Origin of the sequence: Paraburkholderia sp. PGU19 (assembly GCF_013426915.1) — a bacterium.
Classification (GTDB): domain Bacteria; phylum Pseudomonadota; class Gammaproteobacteria; order Burkholderiales; family Burkholderiaceae; genus Paraburkholderia.
Genome location: NZ_AP023182.1, coordinates 1,176,499 through 1,197,738, shown reverse-complemented (window position 1 = coordinate 1,197,738; position 21,240 = coordinate 1,176,499). Strand labels below are relative to the sequence as shown.

General features: G+C 58.3%; 22 protein-coding genes. 11 read left to right on the top strand and 11 right to left on the bottom strand.

All coding sequences use genetic code 11. The features are described from left to right. Positions 1 to 18: 18 nt before the first annotated feature. The 3 genes from H1204_RS45900 to H1204_RS45890 are packed head-to-tail and all read right to left on the bottom strand — an operon-like array spanning position 19 to position 1,242. Positions 19 to 456, bottom strand: coding sequence for a YeeE/YedE family protein (locus tag H1204_RS45900; protein ID WP_180736343.1), 438 nt, complete (start codon positions 454 to 456; stop codon positions 19 to 21). Between the two features lie 19 nt (positions 457 to 475). Next, positions 476 to 910, bottom strand: coding sequence for a YeeE/YedE family protein (locus H1204_RS45895; RefSeq protein ID WP_180735561.1), 435 nt, complete (start codon positions 908 to 910; stop codon positions 476 to 478). An 11-nt stretch (positions 911 to 921) separates the two neighbouring features. Next, positions 922 to 1,242 (bottom strand): metalloregulator ArsR/SmtB family transcription factor, encoded by a 321-nt coding sequence (locus tag H1204_RS45890; protein ID WP_180735560.1) that lies wholly within the window; start codon positions 1,240 to 1,242, stop codon positions 922 to 924. Between the two features lie 83 nt (positions 1,243 to 1,325). Between H1204_RS45890 and H1204_RS45885 the strand changes: the two genes are divergently transcribed. Then, complete coding sequence (locus H1204_RS45885; protein WP_180735559.1) at positions 1,326 to 2,186, top strand: MBL fold metallo-hydrolase; 861 nt, start codon at positions 1,326 to 1,328, stop codon at positions 2,184 to 2,186. A gap of 85 nt (positions 2,187 to 2,271) precedes the next feature. Continuing rightward, complete coding sequence (locus tag H1204_RS45880; protein WP_180735558.1) at positions 2,272 to 3,942, top strand: bifunctional protein tyrosine phosphatase family protein/NAD(P)/FAD-dependent oxidoreductase; 1,671 nt, start codon at positions 2,272 to 2,274, stop codon at positions 3,940 to 3,942. 873 nt (positions 3,943 to 4,815) lie between these two features. Here H1204_RS45880 and H1204_RS45875 read toward each other — a convergent pair. Beyond that, positions 4,816 to 4,998, bottom strand: a complete 183-nt coding sequence (locus H1204_RS45875) for a hypothetical protein (RefSeq protein ID WP_180735557.1) — start codon at positions 4,996 to 4,998, stop codon at positions 4,816 to 4,818. 87 nt (positions 4,999 to 5,085) lie between these two features. Here H1204_RS45875 and H1204_RS45870 point away from each other — a divergent pair, with 87 nt between their 5' ends. The 3 genes from H1204_RS45870 to pal all read left to right on the top strand — a co-directional run bounded on the left by H1204_RS45870 (position 5,086) and on the right by pal (position 8,286). After that, entirely contained in the window at positions 5,086 to 5,262 is a 177-nt protein-coding gene (locus H1204_RS45870) for a hypothetical protein (RefSeq protein WP_180735556.1), read from the top strand. A gap of 301 nt (positions 5,263 to 5,563) precedes the next feature. Next, on the top strand, positions 5,564 to 7,012 hold the full coding sequence (locus tag H1204_RS45865; RefSeq protein ID WP_180735555.1) for a trypsin-like peptidase domain-containing protein: 1,449 nt from the start codon (positions 5,564 to 5,566) through the stop codon (positions 7,010 to 7,012). 761 nt (positions 7,013 to 7,773) lie between these two features. Further along, positions 7,774 to 8,286 carry a peptidoglycan-associated lipoprotein Pal gene (pal, locus tag H1204_RS45860; protein ID WP_180735554.1) on the top strand — a complete coding sequence of 171 codons (513 nt, stop codon included), beginning with the start codon at positions 7,774 to 7,776 and terminating at the stop codon, positions 8,284 to 8,286. A gap of 1,384 nt (positions 8,287 to 9,670) precedes the next feature. Here the strand turns inward: pal and pstS are convergent. Next, positions 9,671 to 10,708, bottom strand: a complete 1,038-nt coding sequence (gene pstS / locus H1204_RS45855; protein WP_180735553.1) for a phosphate ABC transporter substrate-binding protein PstS — start codon at positions 10,706 to 10,708, stop codon at positions 9,671 to 9,673. A gap of 429 nt (positions 10,709 to 11,137) precedes the next feature. On the opposite strand from pstS, the gene H1204_RS45850 reads away from it, so the two are divergent. Next, positions 11,138 to 11,503: a hypothetical protein gene (locus H1204_RS45850; RefSeq protein ID WP_180735552.1), complete on the top strand. Its 366-nt coding sequence runs from the start codon at positions 11,138 to 11,140 to the stop codon at positions 11,501 to 11,503. 566 nt (positions 11,504 to 12,069) lie between these two features. Here H1204_RS45850 and H1204_RS45845 read toward each other — a convergent pair. Continuing rightward, positions 12,070 to 12,384, bottom strand: coding sequence for a DUF4148 domain-containing protein (locus H1204_RS45845; RefSeq protein ID WP_180735551.1), 315 nt, complete (start codon positions 12,382 to 12,384; stop codon positions 12,070 to 12,072). Positions 12,385 to 12,761: 377 nt separating this feature from the next. On the opposite strand from H1204_RS45845, the gene H1204_RS45840 reads away from it, so the two are divergent. The 3 genes from H1204_RS45840 to H1204_RS45830 all read left to right on the top strand — a co-directional run bounded on the left by H1204_RS45840 (position 12,762) and on the right by H1204_RS45830 (position 15,809). Then, entirely contained in the window at positions 12,762 to 13,211 is a 450-nt protein-coding gene (locus tag H1204_RS45840; protein ID WP_180735550.1) for a hypothetical protein, read from the top strand. A 299-nt stretch (positions 13,212 to 13,510) separates the two neighbouring features. Next, positions 13,511 to 14,824, top strand: coding sequence for an ATP-binding protein (locus H1204_RS45835; RefSeq protein ID WP_346015785.1), 1,314 nt, complete (start codon positions 13,511 to 13,513; stop codon positions 14,822 to 14,824). Between the two features lie 475 nt (positions 14,825 to 15,299). Then, positions 15,300 to 15,809, top strand: a complete 510-nt coding sequence (locus tag H1204_RS45830) for a DUF2127 domain-containing protein (protein WP_180735548.1) — start codon at positions 15,300 to 15,302, stop codon at positions 15,807 to 15,809. Positions 15,810 to 15,871: 62 nt separating this feature from the next. Here H1204_RS45830 and H1204_RS45825 read toward each other — a convergent pair whose 3' ends face one another. Further along, positions 15,872 to 16,429: a cytochrome b/b6 domain-containing protein gene (locus H1204_RS45825; RefSeq protein WP_180735547.1), complete on the bottom strand. Its 558-nt coding sequence runs from the start codon at positions 16,427 to 16,429 to the stop codon at positions 15,872 to 15,874. A 35-nt stretch (positions 16,430 to 16,464) separates the two neighbouring features. Continuing rightward, complete coding sequence (locus H1204_RS45820; protein WP_180735546.1) at positions 16,465 to 16,839, bottom strand: cytochrome b562; 375 nt, start codon at positions 16,837 to 16,839, stop codon at positions 16,465 to 16,467. Between the two features lie 166 nt (positions 16,840 to 17,005). Here H1204_RS45820 and H1204_RS45815 point away from each other — a divergent pair, with 166 nt between their 5' ends. Then, positions 17,006 to 17,668 carry a response regulator transcription factor gene (locus H1204_RS45815; protein ID WP_180735545.1) on the top strand — a complete coding sequence of 221 codons (663 nt, stop codon included), beginning with the start codon at positions 17,006 to 17,008 and terminating at the stop codon, positions 17,666 to 17,668. Continuing rightward, the gene (locus H1204_RS45810; protein ID WP_180735544.1) at positions 17,665 to 19,017 is read left to right on the top strand and encodes an ATP-binding protein; all 1,353 of its coding nucleotides are present in this window, start codon (positions 17,665 to 17,667) and stop codon (positions 19,015 to 19,017) included. Before H1204_RS45815 ends, H1204_RS45810 begins: the two co-directional genes overlap by 4 nt. A 493-nt stretch (positions 19,018 to 19,510) precedes the next feature. On the opposite strand, the gene H1204_RS45805 is transcribed toward H1204_RS45810, so the two are convergent. The 3 genes from H1204_RS45805 to H1204_RS45795 form a co-directional block, all read right to left on the bottom strand. After that, positions 19,511 to 19,915 (bottom strand): DUF4148 domain-containing protein, encoded by a 405-nt coding sequence (locus H1204_RS45805; protein ID WP_180735543.1) that lies wholly within the window; start codon positions 19,913 to 19,915, stop codon positions 19,511 to 19,513. 518 nt (positions 19,916 to 20,433) lie between these two features. Beyond that, on the bottom strand, positions 20,434 to 20,664 hold the full coding sequence (locus H1204_RS45800; protein ID WP_180735542.1) for a hypothetical protein: 231 nt from the start codon (positions 20,662 to 20,664) through the stop codon (positions 20,434 to 20,436). A 129-nt stretch (positions 20,665 to 20,793) separates the two neighbouring features. Further along, on the bottom strand, positions 20,794 to 21,141 hold the full coding sequence (locus H1204_RS45795; RefSeq protein WP_180735541.1) for a carboxymuconolactone decarboxylase family protein: 348 nt from the start codon (positions 21,139 to 21,141) through the stop codon (positions 20,794 to 20,796). Positions 21,142 to 21,240: the final 99 nt, after the last annotated feature.

Below are 21,240 nucleotides of genomic sequence, written 5' to 3'. Positions count from 1 at the left end.
GGTCGGCGCAGGCCGCACTCACGCGCGCTGCGTCGTGGCTTTCGTCCGCTCGATCAGTTCGAAGACGGCCATGCCGGCGACCATTGCCGCCACGAAACCGACAGCCTTGGGGTAGCCCGCACCCAGCGCAACGAGCGCGGGACCTGGGCAGAAACCGGCGAGACCCCAGCCGATACCAAAGGCGGCGCTACCCAGAACGAGTCTCGGCGTAATGGCCGTGCTGATGGGAAGTTGCACCGGCAACCCAAGGTATGACCTGTCACGACGTCTGGCTGCGAAAAATGCAAGTGAGCCCACCGCAATGGCGCCCGCCATCACAAAGGCGAGTGATGGGTCCCACCGGCCGGCCAGATCGAGGAAACCCAGCACCTTCGCCGGATTTGCCATGCCTGACACCATCAGGCCAACCCCAAAAAGAAGGCCGGCGAGCAATGCGGTAACTGGCGCGATGAACATTCTCTTGAGGGCTGCCAAATCAGCCTCCGATCAGGTGACGTTGTACGAAGACAGTGAGAAATCCCGCGACCATGAAGGTTGCGGTAGCGACGAGCGAGCGCACGGACCCTCGGGAGAGACCACATACGCCGTGGCCGCTGGTGCAGCCGCTGGCATAACGGGTGCCCATGCCGACAAGAAACCCGGCCGCAAGGATCGCGCCCCAGCTCGCCTCGATCTCCGCCTGTGCAGGCTTGCCCAGCAGTCCCGCGATGGCCGGTGCGCCCACGAGCCCCGCCAGAAAAGCGAGGCGCCAGTTGACGTCATCGCGCGGCCAGCCCAGCAGGCCACCGAAGATGCCGCTGATTCCTGCGACGCGCCCGTTGAACAGTATCAGCACGGCAGCCGCAGCACCGATCACGAGTCCGCCTGTCAGCGAGAGGCCCGGTGTGAAATGTTCAAGATCGACCAGCATGATGAACCTCCTTACGGCTTCGGGCAGAACTGTTCATAAAGTACGGCCATCACGGCGAGCGCCTGTGGACTCGCCACCGAATAAAAGATGTTCTTGCCTTCCCTGCGAGTGGCGACGAGGTCGTTTTCCCGCAATACGCCCAGTTGCTGCGACAGCGTGGGCTGACGGATGCCAAGTTGTTCCTCGAGCTCACCGACCGACATCTCGCCTTGGGAAAGCTGGCACATCAGCAGCAGGCGGTCAGGATTGGCGAGCACTTTCAGCAGGGCGCACGCATTCGTGGCGCCGGCCTGCATCGTGGCGAGATCGATGGTCAGACGAGGTTTTTTCATGGGCGATGTTCAATCTATGTCAATATAGTATATTGCAAAATAGATTGTATGTGAATAGAATGATTTCATTCCAGGAGATAGCCATGCGCCCGACCATTCATCCTTTCTTTGACCCCGCAACCTGGACCGTGACTTACGTGGTGTTTGCAGAGAGCCATGCCGGGTGCGCCATCATCGACCCGGTGCTGGACTACGATCCCAAGGCTGGGAGGACGTCGACAGCCAGTGCCGACAAGGTGATCGCTTTCGTGCGTGAGCATGCGCTGCGCGTCGAATGGATCCTGGAGACACATGCACACGCCGACCATCTTTCTGCTGCCGCGTATCTCAAGCGGGAACTGGGTGGTCGCATCGCGATCGGCCAGCATATCCGACGCGTGCAGGGTGTGTTCAAGACGCTCTTTAACCTCGAGCCGGCGTTCCGTCTGGACGGCTCGCAATTCGACCACCTTTTCGAGGACGGCGAGCGGTTCGCCATCGGAGGACTGACGGGCACGGCGATGCATGTGCCTGGGCACACGCCGGCCGACATGGCGTACCAGATCGGGGACGCCGTGTTTGTCGGGGACACGCTTTTCATGCCCGACGTTGGCACCGCGCGGTGCGACTTTCCCGGCGGTGATGCGCATGAACTGTATCGGTCTATACGCAAGCTGCTGAACCTGCCGGCCGATACGCGACTTTTCATGTGCCACGACTATCCACCCGAAGGACGCGAACCGGCTTGGGAAACGACGGTGCGCGCGCAGCGGGAACGCAACATCCACGTGCATGACGGCGTAAGCGAAGAGCAGTTCGTCGGCATGCGTCAGGCACGCGATGCGACGCTCGCGATGCCCACGCTGATCCTGCCCGCGGTGCAGGTCAATGTCCGCGCCGGTGAGTTTCCGCCGCCAGAGGCTAACGGAGTGCGGTATCTCAAGATCCCTTTGAATGCTGTCTGACGTAACACGGGTCACGTGCGCGTCCGGCAGGTGAGGGCGCGTCCCGGTCCACTGTTTGACGTTTAACTGTTTCAGGAGGCAGGCCATGATTGTGCGTTCCCTCACTCCAGATCTCTCTGTCTCACCCCAGATTACCGTCGCTGACGTAGCGTCCCTGCTTAAGCTGGGTTTCAGGTCGATCGTGTGTCATCGGCCTGACGGTGAGGGACCGGACCAGCCTAACTTCGAGGAAATCGCGCGGGCGGCAAAGGCCGCCGGCCTGAAGGCAGTTCATCAGCCCGTGGTGCCGGGGCAGGGCTCGGACGAACAGGCGGCTGCGTTCACCGCGCTTTGCGCGGAACTACCGAAGCCGGTGCTGGCTTATTGCCGCACGGGCACGCGGTCTGCGACGTTGTGGGCGCTGTCACAAGCGGACAAGCTGAGCGTTGCAGAAATCGAGCGCACCACAGCGAACGCGGGATACGATCTCGAAGCGGTGGTGCGGCGTATTGCCAATGCGGGGAAAGCACCGTTAGACGTGGTGGAGACCGGACATACGGTGGTGATTGTCGGTGGCGGCGCAGCCGGTATTGCTGCGGCCTCGAGCCTGCGTGCCCGCGATCCTTCACTGGATATCGCGATCATCGATCCCGCCGACGTGCACTACTATCAGCCCGGCTGGACGCTCGTGGGAGCGGGAGTATTCGATGCGGCGGACACCGCGCGGACGATGGCATCGCGTGTGCCGCGCGGCGTACGCTGGCTCAAGGCCGCGGTGGTGGGATTCGAACCAGACAGTCATGCGGTGGTGCTTGAGGGGTGCCGGAGAGTGCGCTATCAGCGGCTCGTCGTTTGCCCGGGCATCAGGGTTGACTGGCACGGTGTCGAGGGCCTCGTCGAGACACTGGGGCGAAACGGCGTGACGTCGAACTACCGTTTCGACCTCGCGCCGTATACGGCGGAACTGGTCAAGACGCTGCGCGGTGGCAAGGCACTGTTTACGCAGCCGCCGATGCCGATCAAGTGCGCCGGCGCCCCGCAGAAGGCCATGTATCTCTCGTGCGATACGTGGCGCAGAAACGGTACCCTGCACAATACGCAGGTGCAGTTCTTCAACGCGGGCGCGGCGCTGTTTGGCGTGCCTGACTACGTACCGGCACTGATGGAGTATGTGGAAGCGTACGGCATTGACCTGCGTTTTGGCCATACATTGAAGAGCATCGATGGTCCTCGCCGGCGCGCCGTATTCGAACGCGCGTTGCCTGACGGCAGCAGGGAAACGGTCGAAACTGACTTTGACATGATTCATGTGGTGCCGGCGCAGACGGCTCCGGACTTTGTTCGCGCAAGTCCGCTTGCCGACGTTGCCGGCTGGATCGATGTCGACCCCGGCACGTTGCGTCACAAGCGGTACGAACACATCTATGCGCTGGGCGATGCCACCAGCACAACGAATGCCAAGACGGCGGCAGCCGCGCGCAAACAGGCGCCTGTCGTCGCCCATAACGTGCTGGCGAGTCTTGGTCGCGTCGACGGATTGGCGACTTATGACGGCTATGGTTCGTGTCCCCTCACGGTCGAGCGCGGCAAGGTGGTTCTCGCCGAGTTTCTTTATGGCGGCAAGGTCGCGCCCAGCTTTCCTGCGTGGCTGCTCGACGGTACACGACCGTCACGTCTTGCCTGGTTTCTCAAGGAGCGGATCCTGCCGCCGCTCTACTGGGACGGCATGCTCAAGGGGCGCGAATGGCTGGCGCGACCGGCACTTGCTGATCGATAACGCGATGGTTCGGCGAATCGGCCGGAAGAATGCTTCGATAATGGTCAGGGCAATGGCGGCGACATGGCGAGGCAATGGGCAAGCATTTCAACGCGGCTAGGTCGGGGCTTTCCTTAGCCCGAGACGCCCTATCAGTTCAATTCCGGCGGGTGTTACGCGAAACCCGGCTCCGTCAGAACTCACGGCGTCTATTTCTATGAGACGCTCCTGCTGAAGGCTCAGGAGGTCGGGGTCGGCTGGAACAAATTGTCCCGCCGAACTGAGCACGACAAGCAGCATGGCAATCTCATGGTGACTAAGGAGCCTTTTCATTTGACGCCGACAGGTGAATCAACCGCGGTTAAGAGACGAAGCGCCGTACGACCACGCGAATAGCGATATGGCATCGAGCCTTTGCGGCATCCATGTCATGCATTCGTGGCTCCTTGAAAGCCAGCACGCATGTTCGCAGCGAACACACGCCGAAAAAATGGACCCGTTACTTCCCGGGTCCAATGCACCGACGCACGATATACGTCAATGGTCGGCACCCCCGCCTCGTTTAATCCCTTCTGTGGTCAAGCCAGCCAGTATGTTTCGTGCTCTGCAGGCTTGCTTTGTGTCGAACGCTGTCAATGCCTTGAAGCCTGAAGCTGTGCCGATTGCAATAGGGCGATAGCACCGAAAAGGCCCTTCGCCGTCGAGCCTGATGCAGCCTATGAAGCGAGACTTAAGGCAGACTTAAATCGGGCATCGGTATAAACGAGAATGAAGCCGTGCAAGGGGAGGGAGTCGCGCCAGCGCTTGAAGGGACGCCCTGGACGGTAGCCAGTCTGAACGAGTCCGGAGCGTGCCATCGAAACTGAACTCGAGGAGGCGAGCATGCCGCACATCTCACGAATCGGGTGGCAGACAGCGCTCGAACAGCACGAGACCAACGGTAGCAATTGCGAGCATGACCACGTAGATGGCATGAATTCGATCATGTGATACGAGTCCATATATGCCATAGGCCAGAACGCCGATGCTAATCAGGAGCGCAGCTACCCGGGTGGCGTCGGAGACTTTCGGATGCATGGTTCCTCCACGGGGTAGACCGGATCGCGCAGCGTGGCGAACGCAAAAGAACTGGCGCGACGCGCGTACTAAAATGTCCAAAGGAGAGTGTCTAAAGCCTTTGAGCCGCAGATCGGCACGGAGTTTCCCATCATGGAAACCAGCTTCTCGTGGGGGTGGTACTTCCTGGCAATGCTGGCTGTCATGGCACTCAGCATGGGCTTGACGCAGTTTCTCGCAAGCGACAGAGGAAAGGGCGAACGCGAGGAAGACGATGACGTGTGACGTGGCGGGGTATAAGCCGTCATTTCAGGAGCCAACATTCAGGACGGAACGCGGATAGCCCACGCACCCAAGCCGCGCTCCGCGAGCGTAAATGTCGCGAACTGCTTGCGGTCTGTCTGGTGAAAGCCATACCACCGTTACGGGTGCTACGGCGTGAAATCCCAACGCCCCCATTCCTGGGCCGTCACTTTTAAGAATCGCTTAAGTTTGTTGACCTAGCCTGCAGACTACGCATTGTTGACGCGTAGCCTCAATCGAAACCCGTACCACACGGACGATTGCGGAGTTGCCTGGAGATGCGATGCAAGCCGGGAATGTCGTGCGCACATGGCTCGCGGCCTGTTTGGCGGCAGTATTGTTGATGGGGTGCGTGTCGCGCTCAACCCAGGAGGCTCGCGTGCCAGATATCGCGGCCCCCACCGTGTCCACGCCTGGCAGGTATTCTGCGCCGACGACGGTTGTCGACGACTTCGCAGGTCTCGTCGAGCAGAATGGGGGCGCCATCGTAAACATCAGCGCGGTCCCCGGCACGCATGTCGCAAGCCTGACACCGCTTTGGCCCCCTGCATCAGCCGAGCACGACCCGTTCATCCAGTTCTTCAGACAATTTTCACCAGGCCAGTCAGGCGGTGCCCTCCCCGCCGGTACTCTGGGCTCGGGATTCATTATCAGCCCGGATGGCTATGTTCTGACGGGCGCGCAGGTGGTGGCTGGTGCGACGCAGTTGCGGGTGAAGATGACCGACCATCGCGAGTTCAAGGCGCGCGTCGTTGGAATCGACAGTCCAAGTGATGTCGCGCTGCTAAAAATCGATGCACATGGTCTGCCAGCTGTGAGAATCGGCAAGCCGTCCGATACCAGGACTGGTCAGTGGGTCGTCTCTATCGGGTCTCCATATGGATTTGAGAATACGGTGAAAGCCGGGATCGTCAGCAGCAAGGAAAGACTGCTCCCAGACGAAACCTATATTCCGTTAATTCAGACGGATCTCACACTAAATGCTGGCGAATCGGGTGGTCCGCTCTTCAATCTGAATGGCGAAGTCATCGGCATCGACGCGCTTGTTCATCAGACGTTTGGAGGGCTCTCGTTTGCCATTCCCATTGATGCTGCAATGAGAATTGCGCGGCAATTGCAGCTTTACGGAAAAGTTGAACACGGTCATCTCGGGCTGACCTTTCAGGAACTCACTGTACCTCTCGCACACTCGTTCGGACTGGATAGACCCGCCGGCGCGCTTGTCAGTTCTGTTGATAGTGACGGACCCGCTGCCAGGGCGGGACTACGCGCCGGCGATATTATCCTGCGAATTAACGATATGGCCATCACCGACTCGCGGCGCTTGCCGATGTCTGTCGCGGAGCTCCGTCCTGGTTCCAGGGGCAGCATCGAGTACTGGCGAAACCATGCCACACACAGCGTTGATGCTGTTTTGGGAAGCCTGCACACGACACTGCTGGCGTCAGGGCCGGGCGATGCGCGGCGGACGAAATTCGGACTAACTGTCCGGAGCCTGACGGCGGAAGAAAGACAAAAGGCTGGCGTGTCTGATGGTGTCCGGGTCGAAGGGAGTGAAGGTCCTTCGGCGCTCGCAGGTATTCGGAGAGGGGATATTATCTCGCGCGTCAATAACACGCCTGTGTCAAATGCGACACAACTGCGTCAGCAACTCGATCATTCGGGCAATCATGTCGCCTTGCTCGTCCTGCACAATGGTCTTCCGGCCTTCGTGGGCGTTGAAGCCGGTTAGAAATGACGGCGGGTGATTGTCTGTAGCAAACTCCGTAACCCAGTAGCTGCTTATGCCTGGCGGCATTGGGTGAGGACCGGACCATTGTGAGTTACCGATGAAGCAGCGAAGTCACCAACACGTGGGTATGCAATATTCAGCGCAACGACCGTGGAATGCGAACCCGGGCAATTTTGAGGTGGCTGCCCCGGTGGCACATGCCCGACTTCCGCTTAGGCCGTCCATGCGCCTTCAGTCGGGAACCGTCAGGACCGTGTGGGTTGTCATCCTCGTGCTGCCAGTCGTGACGGGCGCACTGTTCATCGCGTTGGGCGTGCTCGGGCTCGTCGCACGGATGTTTGGTCATTGAGCAGCGCTACCATTTGTGGAGTCTGGTCATGGGTCAAGGTCTGCGAATTGTCGTCGTCGTTCTCCCGATAGCATGCTTCAGTCCGCTTGCATCTGCGTATTCGGGCGACGACCTCTTGCAGATATGCATGCTCAACCCCACGGATACAAATCAAACCCCCGTCACTGATGACATATCGGTCAGTATTGCTGACCAGCCTCCGTCGTCAAGTGGTCTGTCTTCCCTGTTACATGTTTCCGAGAGCTATCCAGATTGGCAGTACCTTCCTTTCCATGGTTCCGTTGGACGGCTCCGGCATTTGCGAGGTAACGGTTTCTATCTAAACGGGGATGGCGGTGCGAAATGATGCATTCCTAAATGGACAATCCGCTGTGGCAAGGACCGATCGCGCGAACTGAAGGAGAAGGAAAAAATGAAGAGGATTTTCCGGACGGCGCTTGTGCTTCTGCTGTATGGCGCACTCGGCGCATGTCACTCAGGTGTCAAGCTTGATGAGGGTGCTGCCGGCGCCACCGGCGGGACGGGCGTGCGAACAAATCCCACTGCAGTGTCACAGGTCAGTGTCGATCCCCTCAATGACCCGAACAGTCCGCTTGCCAAACGCAGCATCTATTTCGATTTCGACGATTACTCGGTCAAGCCGGAATACGAATCACTTCTGAGAGTGCATGCGCAATACCTTAAAGAACATTCCCAGCGTCACATTCGCATTGAGGGCAACGCCGATGAGCGGGGCTCCAGTGAGTACAACCTCGCGTTAGGGCAGAAGCGTTCTGAGGCGGTTCGACGGGAACTCGTCCTGTTTGGCGTGCCTGACCGGCAGATGGAGGCAATCAGCTTTGGAAAGGAGAAACCCGTCGCGACCGGTCACGATGAAGCCTCGTGGGCACAAAACCGTCGTGCCGATCTGGACTACCAGCATTAGCGAACAGACATAAATCCGTGGGTGATGGAGTTCGTGGCATGTCCGGCTCGGGCTGTGAAGAAACGAAACCGTTCGTTGACGTCGAGATTAGGGACGACGACGGGGGCGTTGACGCAGATTCCACGTTTTTTAAGTTTCGTTTAAGTCTGGTGAGATATGTTGGCTTCCCATACCTGTATGACTTCGGCCGCGTAATGCGGCCTTTTTTTCGCCACGTGCCTTGCGTCTCTACATGACATCTCCGCGCGGTGGACTCTCGACTGGTTGAAAAAGAAGGACCCGGCGACCGTGAGCCGGGTCCTGAACGGTCGACCCTTTGGCCGTGACAACAAGAGTCGACGCCACCACTGCGAGAAACGTTACCGTTTCGAAACCAGCGTTCGAGTGAGCCCTCGCCGCGTCGATAGCGACGACAACCCCTATTGCTATGGAACAAACGAAGATGCGGCGAGATGACGAACTGCGTCAAAGCGCGAAATTCTCGGACTTGAATGTCTTGCTTCGCCGCGGGAAGCAAGATGTGAAGCACTCTAAGAGTGGAAACTTAAGTGGGACTTAAACCGGGGATTGGTGTAAACGCGAGGACCGCTATTGCAGCAGGAGACGCTCGGACTTCGCGCTCGGACTTCGCTGCCTTCTTATTTTTCGAACCGGGTTTTGCTGGTGAAGTGCATTCCAGAGGCGATTCCGAGCACGGTAGTCAGGATGTAAATTAGATGCAGATGACTATGCGTCGCGAGTCCCAACGTCCCATATGCAAGAACCAGGAGGCTGCAGAGACACGCCAGCGCCTTCAACACAATGACCATCTTTGGACTCAATTCATTCTCCCGCCAGGTCTCGTTCATTACCTGCGTCGTCGCGGGGTCTGCCTTTAACCACCAGATGACACCCTCATATGGGGACTCAACAAGCGAGAATACAGGGCCCGCGCGGCGGCGGGCAACCGCGATAATCCCTGGGATTGGCTTCTGGTTCTGGCAGGGCTCCCGCAAAATGCCGTTGATATGAGGGCGTCGGCTACCTATCCGGCGTGCGAGAGAGAATCGAGTTTTCGACAACATAGGTACTGCGTGAAACGCTAATCCCGCGCGTCAGGCTCCTATGTCTTGCCGTCGGCTATGCGCACACATGTGCCGAATGGCCATGACATTAAGCAGCAGAACTTGAGACAGGATGCAATTGTGCGTTAAGTCTTTGCTGCAGCGAACACTTTTGCGGGCATCATCCCGCGAACACTGCAAGGACGTTCGATGGAGAGCGTCGTCATACCGCCGAGTTCCTGTTCCAGATATCGTTATCGGGCGGTCAATAGATTGACGGATGTCGCCGTTTCGTATCGCGCGCTCCCGGCGGAGCGCGCCACAAGGAAAGTCGGTCCGCTTTAGTTCCCGTTTGCGACAGGCTTGCCTGCGCTATCCTTCACCTTTGACATCCACTGTGTACGGATCTCCGTTACAACAGATTTCGGCAGGGAGATGTAGTCCAGATCCTGGGCTGCCTGTTCGCCGTTCTTGAACGCCCAGTCGAAAAATTTCAGCGTCTCCTTGCCTTGCTCGGGTTTGTCCTGGGTCACATGCAGAAGAACGAATGTAGCGCCGACGGCAGGCCACGCGTCCTTACCGGGTTCATTGGTCAGGATCTGATAGAACGACTTGGACCAGTCAGCCCCGGCAGCGGCTGCCTTGAACGTTTCAGTCATGGGTTGTACAACGGCCCCCGTTGAGTTTTTCATCGCGGTATAGACCATATGGTTCTGTTTTACGTACGCCCATTCGACATATCCAACCGCACCCGGGATGCGCTGAACGAAGGCTGCGACCCCGTCGTTGCCCTTGCCACCGGTTCCCGTCGGCCAGCTTACCGTCGTGCCCTCGCCGACCTTGCTCTTCCAGTCGGGGCTAACCTGCGACAGGTAATGTGTCCAGATAAAGCTGGTACCTGAACCGTCTGCGCGGCGAACAACCGTGATATCGGTGTCAGGCAGCTTGACGTTTGAATTCAGGGCCGCGATTGCAGGGTCATTCCATTTCTTGATTTTGCCGAGGTAAATGTTGGCCAGTACCTCGCCAGAGAGCGTCAAATCGCCCGGTTTGATCCCCGGAATGTTAACCACGGGGACCACGCCACCCACAACTGTGGGAAACTGGAACAAGCCGTCCTTTGCCAGTTCGTCATCTTTCAGCGGTGCGTCCGAACCCGCGAAATCGACAGTCTTGGCAACGATCTGCTTGATGCCACCCGAGGAGCCGATTCCCTGATAGTTCACCTTTCCGCCACCAGACTTTTGGAAAGCGTCGGCCCACTTCATGTAGATTGGGGCAGCGAAAGTGCTGCCGGCACCGGTGATATCGGTGGCGTGTGCAGTTACAGCGAAGAGGGCCACGGTCAGGCTGGCAATTGCGGTTGGGATCAGTCTCATTCTTGCTCCAACGGGTTGTGAAAAAAGGTCGCCCGAAAATAGTCCCGAATGATGTCAGGGATATGACGTTCTTGAGGAGCCTTCTCATATCGGCTGGAGGAGACGTGCAAGACGATTAGCCGTATCTCGTGCAACTTCGCTGCTGGCTGCGGCGTCGGCACATCGTCAGTGTCCCCTCGCAGCACTAGCAACAATCCGGTCCCGTGCGAATACCATCCAGTCTGTGACAATGGGTCGCGAAGCCCGCAGAGGCAACCACACCCAAATGGCGATGATGCTTTTCCCTGGAAGATACGTCGGGTCTTCGGGTGTACATTCATTGCGGACATGTAGGGCATAATAGTCATGCGGTTTTGCAACGCGTGGTTGCCCCTTCCGGTGTCGGGTACTTCGCGTCCACACATGCACGCATGTGCCACGGGTTGATAATTGAATCTTTCTCAAGCCACTTTTGTTGCGTTCATGTGCGCGGCCTTGATTGCCTGTTCACGCCATGATGCCCTGTTTTCCCTGGCCCCCACCTATACAGGTAAGACTGTACAAGCCGTGTCGGAGGTCACAGGATGCATCGCCGGGAGGTGGCATGCGAGCGCACGTCACGTGCGGCAGGGGCGGGTTGGGGATGTGATCCAGCTCAAGGCACAGTCGCTGTTCGACGGCGCTTCGATCGGTGTGCGGATAAGACGGAACGCTTCAGATACTATTGTCGAGTATTTTCAACGAAGACTGGCGGCCCCGATCTATCGTTCGATGGTCAGAGAGTGCGTCAGGAACGAGATGGCGGGCGCAAGCTGACTGGGACAGCCAGGTGCGAAGTGATAGAAGCAGGAGCCACGTAGTACCGTGTGGGATTCGTCGTCGGGTGCTCAATGGGGTGCGTTTGTGCCGGCAAGGGATGGAGATTAGCTCTTTTGAAAATGCGGTGGGTAACGTTCCTTGGCGGGCATCCGAATTGAAAGCGGCGAAGTAGAGTTTCTCAGCGTCCGCATGCTATTGCAGCGCGTGTAAGCACGGGGCTTGCGCCTGGTCGCCGGAAACAAGCCGTTGATAGCTTCGATGAAACCGGTGCAACGGCACGTGAACGCGCCATAGCGCAATGCAGGTTCCACGAACCTCTTGCGAACCGATAGTCATCGTCTTATTTGATCGCGATCCTGGTCAAGAAACTGCACGGTAATCAGGTGTTCTTCGATGCCTCCTTCGGTCGTCCGACAAGCAAACGGTCGCTTGAATTTGTTGACGTGGGTAATGAACTGCACCATCGAGGCGTAATAAAGGGAAGCGCCCCGCAAGAGCGGCGCGCTCTCTTCGAAGAAACATCGTCTAGGTGATTGTTGTCACGCTGGCTTGGGGGCGAGCGTTCAGTGGCGACCGTACATTGCGTTCCAGCTGCCTGGCGAGACGTGAGAACCAGACTGCGACATGCTACCGGAAACGCCACCGACGCTAGTCTGACCAGGCGCACGCGCCTGCTGTTCGTTGGCTATGCGTTTTTCTGCCGCCAGAATGTCATCTGGATAGTGTGCCTTCGATGGTTTGTATCCAGCGTGTTCAAGTTGAACCAGGTCCGCATGAATCTGGGCGCGGGTAACAGGCTGATTTGATGATTGTGCAAATGATATATGCGGTAGCACAAACGACGCGACGATTGTAGTTGCGAGAATCAGGGACTTCATGATCTATAACCTCCCGGGATCAGTCGCTGGCGAAAGCAACCTTGCGATCAACCAGTACGAATAGCATAGGAGAACATTCTTAACGGATGGTTAAATCGACCTCCGTTATCGATATGTTCGAGCACATATTGAATGCTTTGATATCCTCTGATTGTCGTTCTATGTCGGATGTCCTCTTCAAATTACGTAGCAGCAGCGACCCGCGGTGGAGATAAGTTTTCCTTAAGAAATACGCATTATCCTCATGAAATGGTATTCAAGAACTGCCGTTCATTTACGTGCGAACGATGACGTCGGAGGAGAAAATCTTCCGGTGTCAATTCGGGCAACGGGAGCTTTCGCGTTTCGCCCATGACATCATTCAGGAGAGGCGAACAATGTTTTCTGAATATGTTGTTAGAACTTTTGCGTCTCTAGCGCTAGTCTCGTGCCTTGCGCCAACAGTTGCTATCGCCAGCGAGCCTGCTCCAGTTACGGTCAAGCTTTCTGACGGTCACGACGGGAAAATGTCGCTGACGATAAAACCCGCGGAGGTTCAGGCGGGCCCGGTGGAGTTCAGGATCGTAAACCAGTCTCATGCGCTGAAGCATGAGTTCATGATCTTACCGTGGTCTGGCTCCGACTCAACGATACCGTATGACCCGAAGACAGCGCAGATCGAAGAAGGGAAACTGAACGGATTGCAGGGCGTTGAGGATCTTGATCCGCGGGCGACAGTAGTCGCCCGCTTCACCCTCAAGCAGGGACACTACATTGTGTTTTGCAATGAACCCGGCCATTTCAGGCATGCGATGAGCGCGGATCTTGTTGTGTCATCCGGGAAGTAGCCCCGACATGACACACAACAGCCGTCGAGACGGCGCGTCGGCAGATAGCGCCATTTGCCCCTGGTCGGCGGTGCGTCACGCGAGGCGGGCACGAAGTCTGGGATGTTGTTGCACCCGTTAAGTTAAGCGCATCTTAAGCTTCCTGGCCTGATACTGGAAAAATCGACGCTAACAGATGTCCTGCCTGACATGGGCCATACACTGTAAGACGATCAACCATTAGCGGTATGCTTTGCGGAGGATGCGTGAAGTCCGTACGGTCACAGCTACTCGCCGGGTTGCTTGTTGGACTGGGGGTGGTGAGCATCGTCGCGGGGTATGGGATTTTTCGTAGCGCGTTGGAAGAAGCGAACGAACTGTTTGACTACGAGCTTCGCTCCGTCGCCGTGTCGTTGCCGCAGTCTCTGTCTTATGCGAGCATCGCGAACGCGGAACCCCACGATATCGACCGGATTGGGGATGACCGTGTTGAACTTCAGGTATGGGATGGTGGCGGCAAACTGGCTTACTACTCGCATTCGGGCTCACCACTTCCGCGCCGAGGGCCTGGTTTTCATGATATCGAGGTGACAGAGCGTCACTTCCGGGTTTTTGGTGTCGAACAGGCTTCGCGGTTCGTTCAGGTGGGGCAACCAGTTTCGGTACGCGATGAGCTCGCGTTGCAGGTGGCGTCCAGAACGCTCTGGCCATTACTTGGAATAGTCCCACTCGAGATCGCTCTGGTATTGCTCGTAGTAAGGCGGGCGTTGCGACCCGTACAGCGACTGTCGACGTCTCTCGCAGCGCGCTCCCTGGAGACGTTGACTCCCGTCGACCTGGCCGATGATATTCCGACGGAAATAGCTCCTCTGGTTAGCGCACTAAACGACCTTTTGTCCCGACTGGCCAAGGCAGTCCAGGCGCAACGAGTGTTCGTTGCGGACGCTGCCCACGAATTGCGAACCCCGTTGACAGCGTTGAAGCTTCAGATTCAGGTCGCACGTCGTGAAAATCGAAGTATTGAAACTGGCTCGCTCTTCCAGAAGCTGGAGGAACGAACAAACCGTGCCATACATCTCGTTCAACAGCTGCTGTCGCTTGCCCGGGAAGACGCAGCCACGAGTAACGGAAAGCCTCGTGCAAACCTTGCCAGACTCGCATCTCAGGTTGTTGCCGATCTGTCGGTACTCGCTGAACAGAAGGAAATCGATCTGGGTCTTGAGCGCGTACGAATCGAAACTGGGTCTGATTCTCTTTACGTCGCAGGCGATGAGACATCCCTGGGATCAATGCTGACGAACCTGGTGGACAACGCCATTCGGTACACGCCGCAAGGAGGCAGGGTAGACGTCCGATTGGTTATCGAAGTCGATACGGTCGACGTGGAGGTCGTCGACACGGGGCCGGGGATACCAGAGGTGGAGCTCGACCGTGTGCGCGACCGGTTTTACCGTGCGGGGAACACCTCGGGGACGGGGAGTGGGCTCGGGCTTGCGATTGCAGTCAAGGTTGCAACGAAATGTCGTGCCGAATTGCTGATCCGTAACAGGCAGGACAGGGCCGGCTTGAGTGTAGCCGTTACCGGCCTGAAACGAGTTAGCAATGTCAATCCTGGCGATACAAAGGCGGCGTGAGAGTAGCCTGACCACCGGTTGACTCCTTGCTTCCTGTGAAATGGAATCTGCCTTGGCCACGCGGGTGGTCGTTGTTCAATTGTGCGTCGCCGCGGCGTCACTTCTGTCTCGGCCGTATTCAACGACCACCTATTTTGGGCCCGGACCTTGTCCGGGCTCGCTTTTTAGTTGCGGCCATGATTCCGTGCGAAAGCGAATTTGTGATCGACTGCGGATTTTCGGCGAACATGAAAAGCCATTTCGGATGAAACCGAACAGAAGCCGGACCATTCTGGAGTCGGCGGTCGAAAATTCGGAATGAACGGATGCCGCAGCAATTCGTCCTTCCGGATGATTCGTGCCACTATGAAATCGCGTTTCGAGGGCAATCCAGGTAGCCTCACGGCGCCCATCCCGTGCGCGATTACCACGAATCGTGAGAGGCGTATGAACGAGGCTACTGCAACTGCCTGTGTGATCAATTGAGGAAATTACTGTGGTCAACCTGAACAGGTTTCTTGACGACAAGCATCTCCATCTGTTCTTTGAGGTGAGCCTGTGGTCTAAAGCTGTCTTCGCACTTTCGGAAATCGTCGCCGGCGTTGCCACGTACTGTGTTCCGCTGCGATTTTTTTTAACCGTCGTGCTTTGGGTTACCAGGGAGGAATTCGCCGAAGATCCTTACGATCTCGTAGGCAACTTTCTCCTCCATACCGTCCAGCACCTGTCCATCGGTGCCCAGAAATTCGCTGCAATCTACCTGGTCGGGCACGGCATGATAAAGCTCTGGCTGATCGTCGGCCTCTTGCGACAGCGGCTTTGGTATTACCCCGTCTCGATTATCGTTTTCGGCCTGTTCATCTCGTATCAGGTCTACCGATACACATTCACGCAATCGGTGTGGTTGCTGCTTGTAACAGCTCTGGACATCGTCATTATCGCGCTCACATGGCACGAGTACCGCTACCTTCGAGACAGGCAGCGAGCAGCCATTGCGAGTTCCTGAGTGCGCCGCGTTCCGCCAGCTGCTTTGCCGGCGGTGTTTGACTTGAGGGCCGCACCCACGGCTTAACCTCGCTCGCTCGTTGACATCTTCCGTTCGACGCGCCTGGGCAAAGGCAGTATCCGGGGAAGAATGTTTTCCGACTTGAGTACCGCGAGCGCCCCCAACACGTGCAACCCGACCAGTGCAGCCAGCCCGTAGGCCGTCAGCGCATGCAGCTCCCCCAACCAGTGCGACAGCTCGCGGCTTTTCGATACCAGCGTTGGCAGCGAGAAGAGTCCGAAGCAACTTGCCACGTGTCCGGCCGCATTGGTCTTCAGCCAACCGAGCAGCGGAATGACGAGCATCAACACGTAGAGGAGGTGATGAACGACCTTCTCGGCGAGGTAAGCCGGCGTACCGGCCCGGTTGGTCGAGGGCGGCAGCCGACGCCGCATGCGCAACCGGTTCGCGACGCGGACCGAGACCAGAAAGAGGATGACGATGCCGATCGACTTGTGGAGTGTGAGCAGATCCTCGTTGTCGTCGAGCATCCAGCCGATGATCAGATTGCCAATCAGCGCGACCGCCAGCAGCCAGTGCAGCAAGCTGATCGAGAAGGGGTAGCGGGACGTGTGTTTCATGTACGGGATTCCTGTGCAAACGCGTTTCAGGCTTGTCAGCCCAGCAGGTCGTGATAATGCTTCCTCGTACCGTTAATCCGGCGCAATGCGCGCTTGGCGGCGTCCATGTCGTCTGCCTGGATTGCACGGTCGACCTCGGCCAGTTCCTGCTGCAGCGCCTGCATGCCTTCGTCGTAGGTGGATTGGTCGCCGCGATAAGGCTGACGGCTTAGGCGCTGCGCGTCGCTTTCGAGTCTGGCCACGTAGCCGCGCAGTTCGGGCATCGTGGTACTGGACATCGCGCCCTGCATGGCCAGCTTCATGTCCTTCATCAGTGTCTTGATCTCGCCCGCATGGGCCAGCGGCGCGACGACAAGCAGCGAGACGCACAGTAACGTGCGGAAATGGGGGTGGAGCGGCAGCAGCGCCATGGGCATTGATCCTGTAAGGACAGTGAATGCCCGCGAGAATAGGCAGGTCAGGTTAACGGAATCTTAACGACCACCCATGCCGGCGGACGGGCTTGATACACGTCTGCTTAAACGGGTATCGTTGCCGCCAGGGACGCTTTGCCGGAACGAACAGGAGCACGACACGATGCGCGTATTACTCGTCGAGGACGACAGGCTGATTGGCAGCGGCGTGGAAGACGGCCTGATCGAGGCGGGCATGACGGTCGACTGGGCGTGCGACGGCAAGCAGGCACAACTGGCGCTGGAAACCACGCCATACGACCTGGTCGTACTCGATCTAGGGCTGCCCCGCATGTCGGGGACCGAACTGCTCGACTGGATTCGCAAGCGCCGTGACCATACTCCCGTGCTTGTCATGACCGCGCGCGACACCGTCGCCGACCGGGTGAGCGGTCTGAGCGCCGGCGCTGATGACTATCTCGGCAAGCCGTTCGACCTGACGGAACTGGTCGCGCGCTGTCGCGCGCTCGTGAGGCGCTCGCAGGGCCGAAGCACCGACACGATTGAATACGGCGACCTGCTGGTTGATCCCGGGCGCCTGACGGTCATGCGTGGAAGCGAGCGCATCGCGCTCAGCTCGCGCGAGTGCGCATTGCTGGTCGAACTGCTGGCGAATCAGGGCCGTCCTCTTTCCCGCACGCGTCTCCAGGACAGCCTTTACGGCTGGAACGAGGAGATCGAAAGCAATGCGATCGAGGTGCATATCTCGAACCTGCGCAAGAAGTTGGGTGCCCAGCTGATCCGGACGATCCGCGGCGTCGGGTATGTGGTGGAGAAGGCAACGTGACGCGGTCGATCCGGCGACGGCTGACCTTGCTGGTATTGTCTGGCATCGTGCTGGTGTGGTTGTACTCGTTATATTCGAGCTATCACCAGGCAATCCATGAAGTCGAGGAATGGGACGAAACACGTATCGAACAGGTTGCCCGTGCGCTACTCGTGCTCGACGTGCGCGATCTGCCGGTTTTTGCAGGCGCGAGCCTCACGCCTCGCGACGACGACGGAGACAACGATGCGTCAATGCGGCTGCTGTACGAGGTAACTGCTGCAGACGGACGGGTACTGGCCGCCAGCACCGGCCTGTCCTCGCTCGGCCTGCCGGCACGTCCGGCCGACGCATCCGGCCTGCTGCGGGTCGACGATGCGAAGTGGCGCGTCTACGTGCTTGGCGATGCTGCGCGCGGCCGTACCGTGAGAATCTTCGAGCAGCGCACGCATCGCTCAGAGCTATCCTCGATGGTCGCGCAGCGCATCGCCCGCCCACTCGCGTTCGCGTTGCCCGTGCTGGCCATGCTGGTCTGGTTTGCGATCGGCAGGAGCCTGACACCCTTGCGCACGCTGTCGGAGGCGATCGAGGCGCGATCCCCCGACAGTCTCGATGCCATCGCGGTCAAGGGCGTTCCCGACGAGGTTTTTCCGCTCGTCGCTGCGCTCAATACGCTGTTGCAACGTCTGCGCCGGTCGCTCGATCGCGAGCGCGCGTTTACCGGCGACGCGGCGCACGAACTCAAGACCCCGCTCGCCGCGATCAAGGTCCAGGCACAAGTCGCGCTCACCGCGGGTGATCCGGAACGTCAGCGTCGCGCCATGCAGCGCGTGGTGGAAGCCGTGGACCGAAGCACGCACCTGGCCGACCAGTTGCTCGCGCTGGCGCGGCTTGAGGAAAGCACGCCGCTTCCCAGTGCGCGGGTTGATCTCGCGGACATGGCCAAAGCATGCATCGTCGACCAGCATGCCCATGCGGACCACAAGCAGATGTCGCTGACGCTGCGGGCCGATGGAGCGACCACCGTGTGTGCGTCGCCGGCGCTGGTGCGGATACTGCTTGACAATCTCGTCGACAATGCAATCAAATACGGGCGCGTGCGGGGGCGCATAGAAATCGCGACCTGGCGCGACGCCGACACGATATTTTTAGAGGTGCGAGACGACGGCCCTGGTGTCGCGAAGGAGAACCTGTCACGCCTGCACGACCGCTTCTTTCGTGGCGCGAACCACGTCGAGAAAGGAAGCGGGTTGGGCCTGTCAATCGTCGCTCGCATCGTGGCCCAATTGCGCGGGAAGCTGGAGTACACGGGCGGAACCGATGGTAAGGGCTTCGGTGTGCGCGTCGGGTTGCCTTTGCCTATACGCTAGTCGACGGGAGGCAGGACGGGAACGGCTTGTGACACCATCCGGCCTCCAATAACTTGCTGATTCCAGGAAGCGGCCGCTCATACGAATGAAACGGAGTATCTCCTCCGTCGCAGCGGCAACTATCCAATCACAACTGCTTGGATGAAGCACACTGGCTCATCGCTCGGTGACTGGAAATGGCCTCGGTCATTGCCACACGGGAGGGCGTGGACCCCACCCGGCGCGACCTGGTGTGCACCCATGTGATCGGCGAGCATCGCGCCCCCAGTCAAGGGGCGCGATGCTCGCCGATTCTGTTGTCTACATTTCCTGTGCCAACGGTAGGCGCAACATCATCTTTGGAGCTGATCAGACAGTGCACCGTTTAGACTGGTTGTACTGAGGTTAAGCTGCGTTAAGGTGCAACTGTCGCCGCGGAATTCATCCTGTATTCGTCGCCTATCTGCAGCTTCGATCGTTAGTCTGCTTACCGGCTTACTTGACAGTGTCGACGTCAATGGTGGGTGAACATCACCTGCCAGCCACTTGCGGAAGCGTGGGATCCGGACACAGAGGTTCCGCTCATGGATCCGCCAACGGAGGAAACTGCGCCATTCAAGCCACTGTGTCGCTGGATCGCGTCATTGGCTGCTGCCTGATTGCCAGATCTGCGATCCACGGTTGCGGTGGTACTCGATGCGCTCGTCGCCCCGTCACGCTGTGCGGCGATGCGTCTTTCGGCGGCCTGGATGTTGTCGGGATATTGTGCTCGTGAGAGCTTGTAACCCGCCTGTCTAAGCTGAACAAGTTCATTGATCACCTGTTGACGAGTTACCAGTCCGTCTGAATTCTGAGCGAATGACATCGACGGAAGTGGAAGGGTAGCGGAAAGCGCGGCCGCAACTATTGCGGATTTCATATCTACCTCCCTATCGCGACGGTGACGCGAAGGGAAATTCGTCGTGGTTAACTCCATCCTAGGTGGCGATCCTTAACGTTCCGTTAACGGCCTCGTGAGGGAAGATCCATTCGCGGCCGACGCTGGGACGTCTGCATATGTGGATGCACATGAGAGCGTGATTACGGCCGCGATGGAGGAGGCGACACTCAAAGAGTCGCATGAGGTTATTTCGCGTGAAATTCAGTGAAGGTTCGATTGGAGGAGCAGGCTTCGGCGATCGCGCTGCCGAGCAACGCCTGCAAACTGACAGGCTGTTCGGCGAGCGACTCGCGCAGCCTCGCCCCATCGATGCGTTTCGTAGGACGCGCTTTGTGCATCGACATACACGCCGAACGCGAGGTTGTGGTCCGTGTAGGCAGCCGTCGGGTGCTTCGCCGCGCGGTCGACATTGGGCAGCGCAAACACGGTCGTTTGCGGTGGCGTGCGAGGATTGCTTTGTTCGCACGCATTTGCGCGACGTCTGCGTAGGCCGGGCATTACGCCCGTCGACGTTGTCGTCGACGAGCCGCCACGGCCGCCGCGCCCATCGATAACCAGCGGCACAAGTAGAGCAGGATACCGATCTTCTCTGCTCGTGACGGGAACGCGTTGTGCGCGTGAGAAATGAACGTCACGCCCATCGAAATGAAAATCGACGTGCGGTCCGGATTGAACGCATAGTCCGTCGGCAGTACGACGCCCACCGTCTGTTTCGGCAGCCTAGTCATTTCGAAGAGAGCGGCCTGCCGGCCTCATTCAAGAGCCCCGGGTATGGCGACCGGGGCATTTCCTTAATGTAGCGCCAGACAATCATCGGGAGACGGAACCCCATCGGTCATCGTCGAATCAAAAATGCATCAGGAAGAGAATTCATCAAAAGCCGCCATGGCGTGCGTCGCGTACATCATCGAAGGTCCACCTCCCATATACACGGCTGTACCCAATACGTCCTCCAGTTCCGCTCGTGTGATACCGAGACGGGCAAGCGTCTGCACATGAAAACCAATGCAGTCGTCGCAGCGGCAAGCGACCGCGATACCGAGCGCCACCAGTTCGCGCGTCTTTTTGTTCAATGCACCCTCTCTTGTGCCGGCAGCCGCCAGCAGCCCGAAGGCCGTCATCAGATCAGGCTGTGTCGTGCGCAGTTGGCGCATATGCGCAGACACATCTGCAACTGCTTCCTTGAATGTGGGAATGCCGCTCATAAAACCTCCTCGGTCCAGAAGTCGTACTGAATTACCCGCACTTGCACTTTGAGCTGTTCCTAAGCGCATCTTCGTGACGTAGCGCAAGGTCACATGAAT

Excerpts from the sequence above, each read along its gene's own strand:
- H1204_RS45900 (WP_180736343.1), bottom strand. The coding sequence starts at position 456 with ATGTTCATCGCGCCAGTTACCGCATTGCTCGCCGGCCTTCTTTTTGGG.
- H1204_RS45895 (WP_180735561.1), bottom strand. The coding sequence starts at position 910 with ATGCTGGTCGATCTTGAACATTTCACACCGGGCCTCTCGCTGACAGGC.
- H1204_RS45890 (WP_180735560.1), bottom strand. The coding sequence starts at position 1,242 with ATGAAAAAACCTCGTCTGACCATCGATCTCGCCACGATGCAGGCCGGC.
- H1204_RS45885 (WP_180735559.1), top strand. The coding sequence starts at position 1,326 with ATGCGCCCGACCATTCATCCTTTCTTTGACCCCGCAACCTGGACCGTG.
- H1204_RS45880 (WP_180735558.1), top strand. The coding sequence starts at position 2,272 with ATGATTGTGCGTTCCCTCACTCCAGATCTCTCTGTCTCACCCCAGATT.
- H1204_RS45875 (WP_180735557.1), bottom strand. The coding sequence starts at position 4,998 with ATGCATCCGAAAGTCTCCGACGCCACCCGGGTAGCTGCGCTCCTGATT.
- H1204_RS45865 (WP_180735555.1), top strand. The coding sequence starts at position 5,564 with ATGCAAGCCGGGAATGTCGTGCGCACATGGCTCGCGGCCTGTTTGGCG.
- pal (WP_180735554.1), top strand. The coding sequence starts at position 7,774 with ATGAAGAGGATTTTCCGGACGGCGCTTGTGCTTCTGCTGTATGGCGCA.
- pstS (WP_180735553.1), bottom strand. The coding sequence starts at position 10,708 with ATGAGACTGATCCCAACCGCAATTGCCAGCCTGACCGTGGCCCTCTTC.
- H1204_RS45845 (WP_180735551.1), bottom strand. The coding sequence starts at position 12,384 with ATGAAGTCCCTGATTCTCGCAACTACAATCGTCGCGTCGTTTGTGCTA.
- H1204_RS45840 (WP_180735550.1), top strand. The coding sequence starts at position 12,762 with ATGTTTTCTGAATATGTTGTTAGAACTTTTGCGTCTCTAGCGCTAGTC.
- H1204_RS45825 (WP_180735547.1), bottom strand. The coding sequence starts at position 16,429 with ATGAAACACACGTCCCGCTACCCCTTCTCGATCAGCTTGCTGCACTGG.
- H1204_RS45820 (WP_180735546.1), bottom strand. The coding sequence starts at position 16,839 with ATGGCGCTGCTGCCGCTCCACCCCCATTTCCGCACGTTACTGTGCGTC.
- H1204_RS45815 (WP_180735545.1), top strand. The coding sequence starts at position 17,006 with ATGCGCGTATTACTCGTCGAGGACGACAGGCTGATTGGCAGCGGCGTG.
- H1204_RS45805 (WP_180735543.1), bottom strand. The coding sequence starts at position 19,915 with ATGAAATCCGCAATAGTTGCGGCCGCGCTTTCCGCTACCCTTCCACTT.
- H1204_RS45800 (WP_180735542.1), bottom strand. The coding sequence starts at position 20,664 with ATGACTAGGCTGCCGAAACAGACGGTGGGCGTCGTACTGCCGACGGAC.
- H1204_RS45795 (WP_180735541.1), bottom strand. The coding sequence starts at position 21,141 with ATGAGCGGCATTCCCACATTCAAGGAAGCAGTTGCAGATGTGTCTGCG.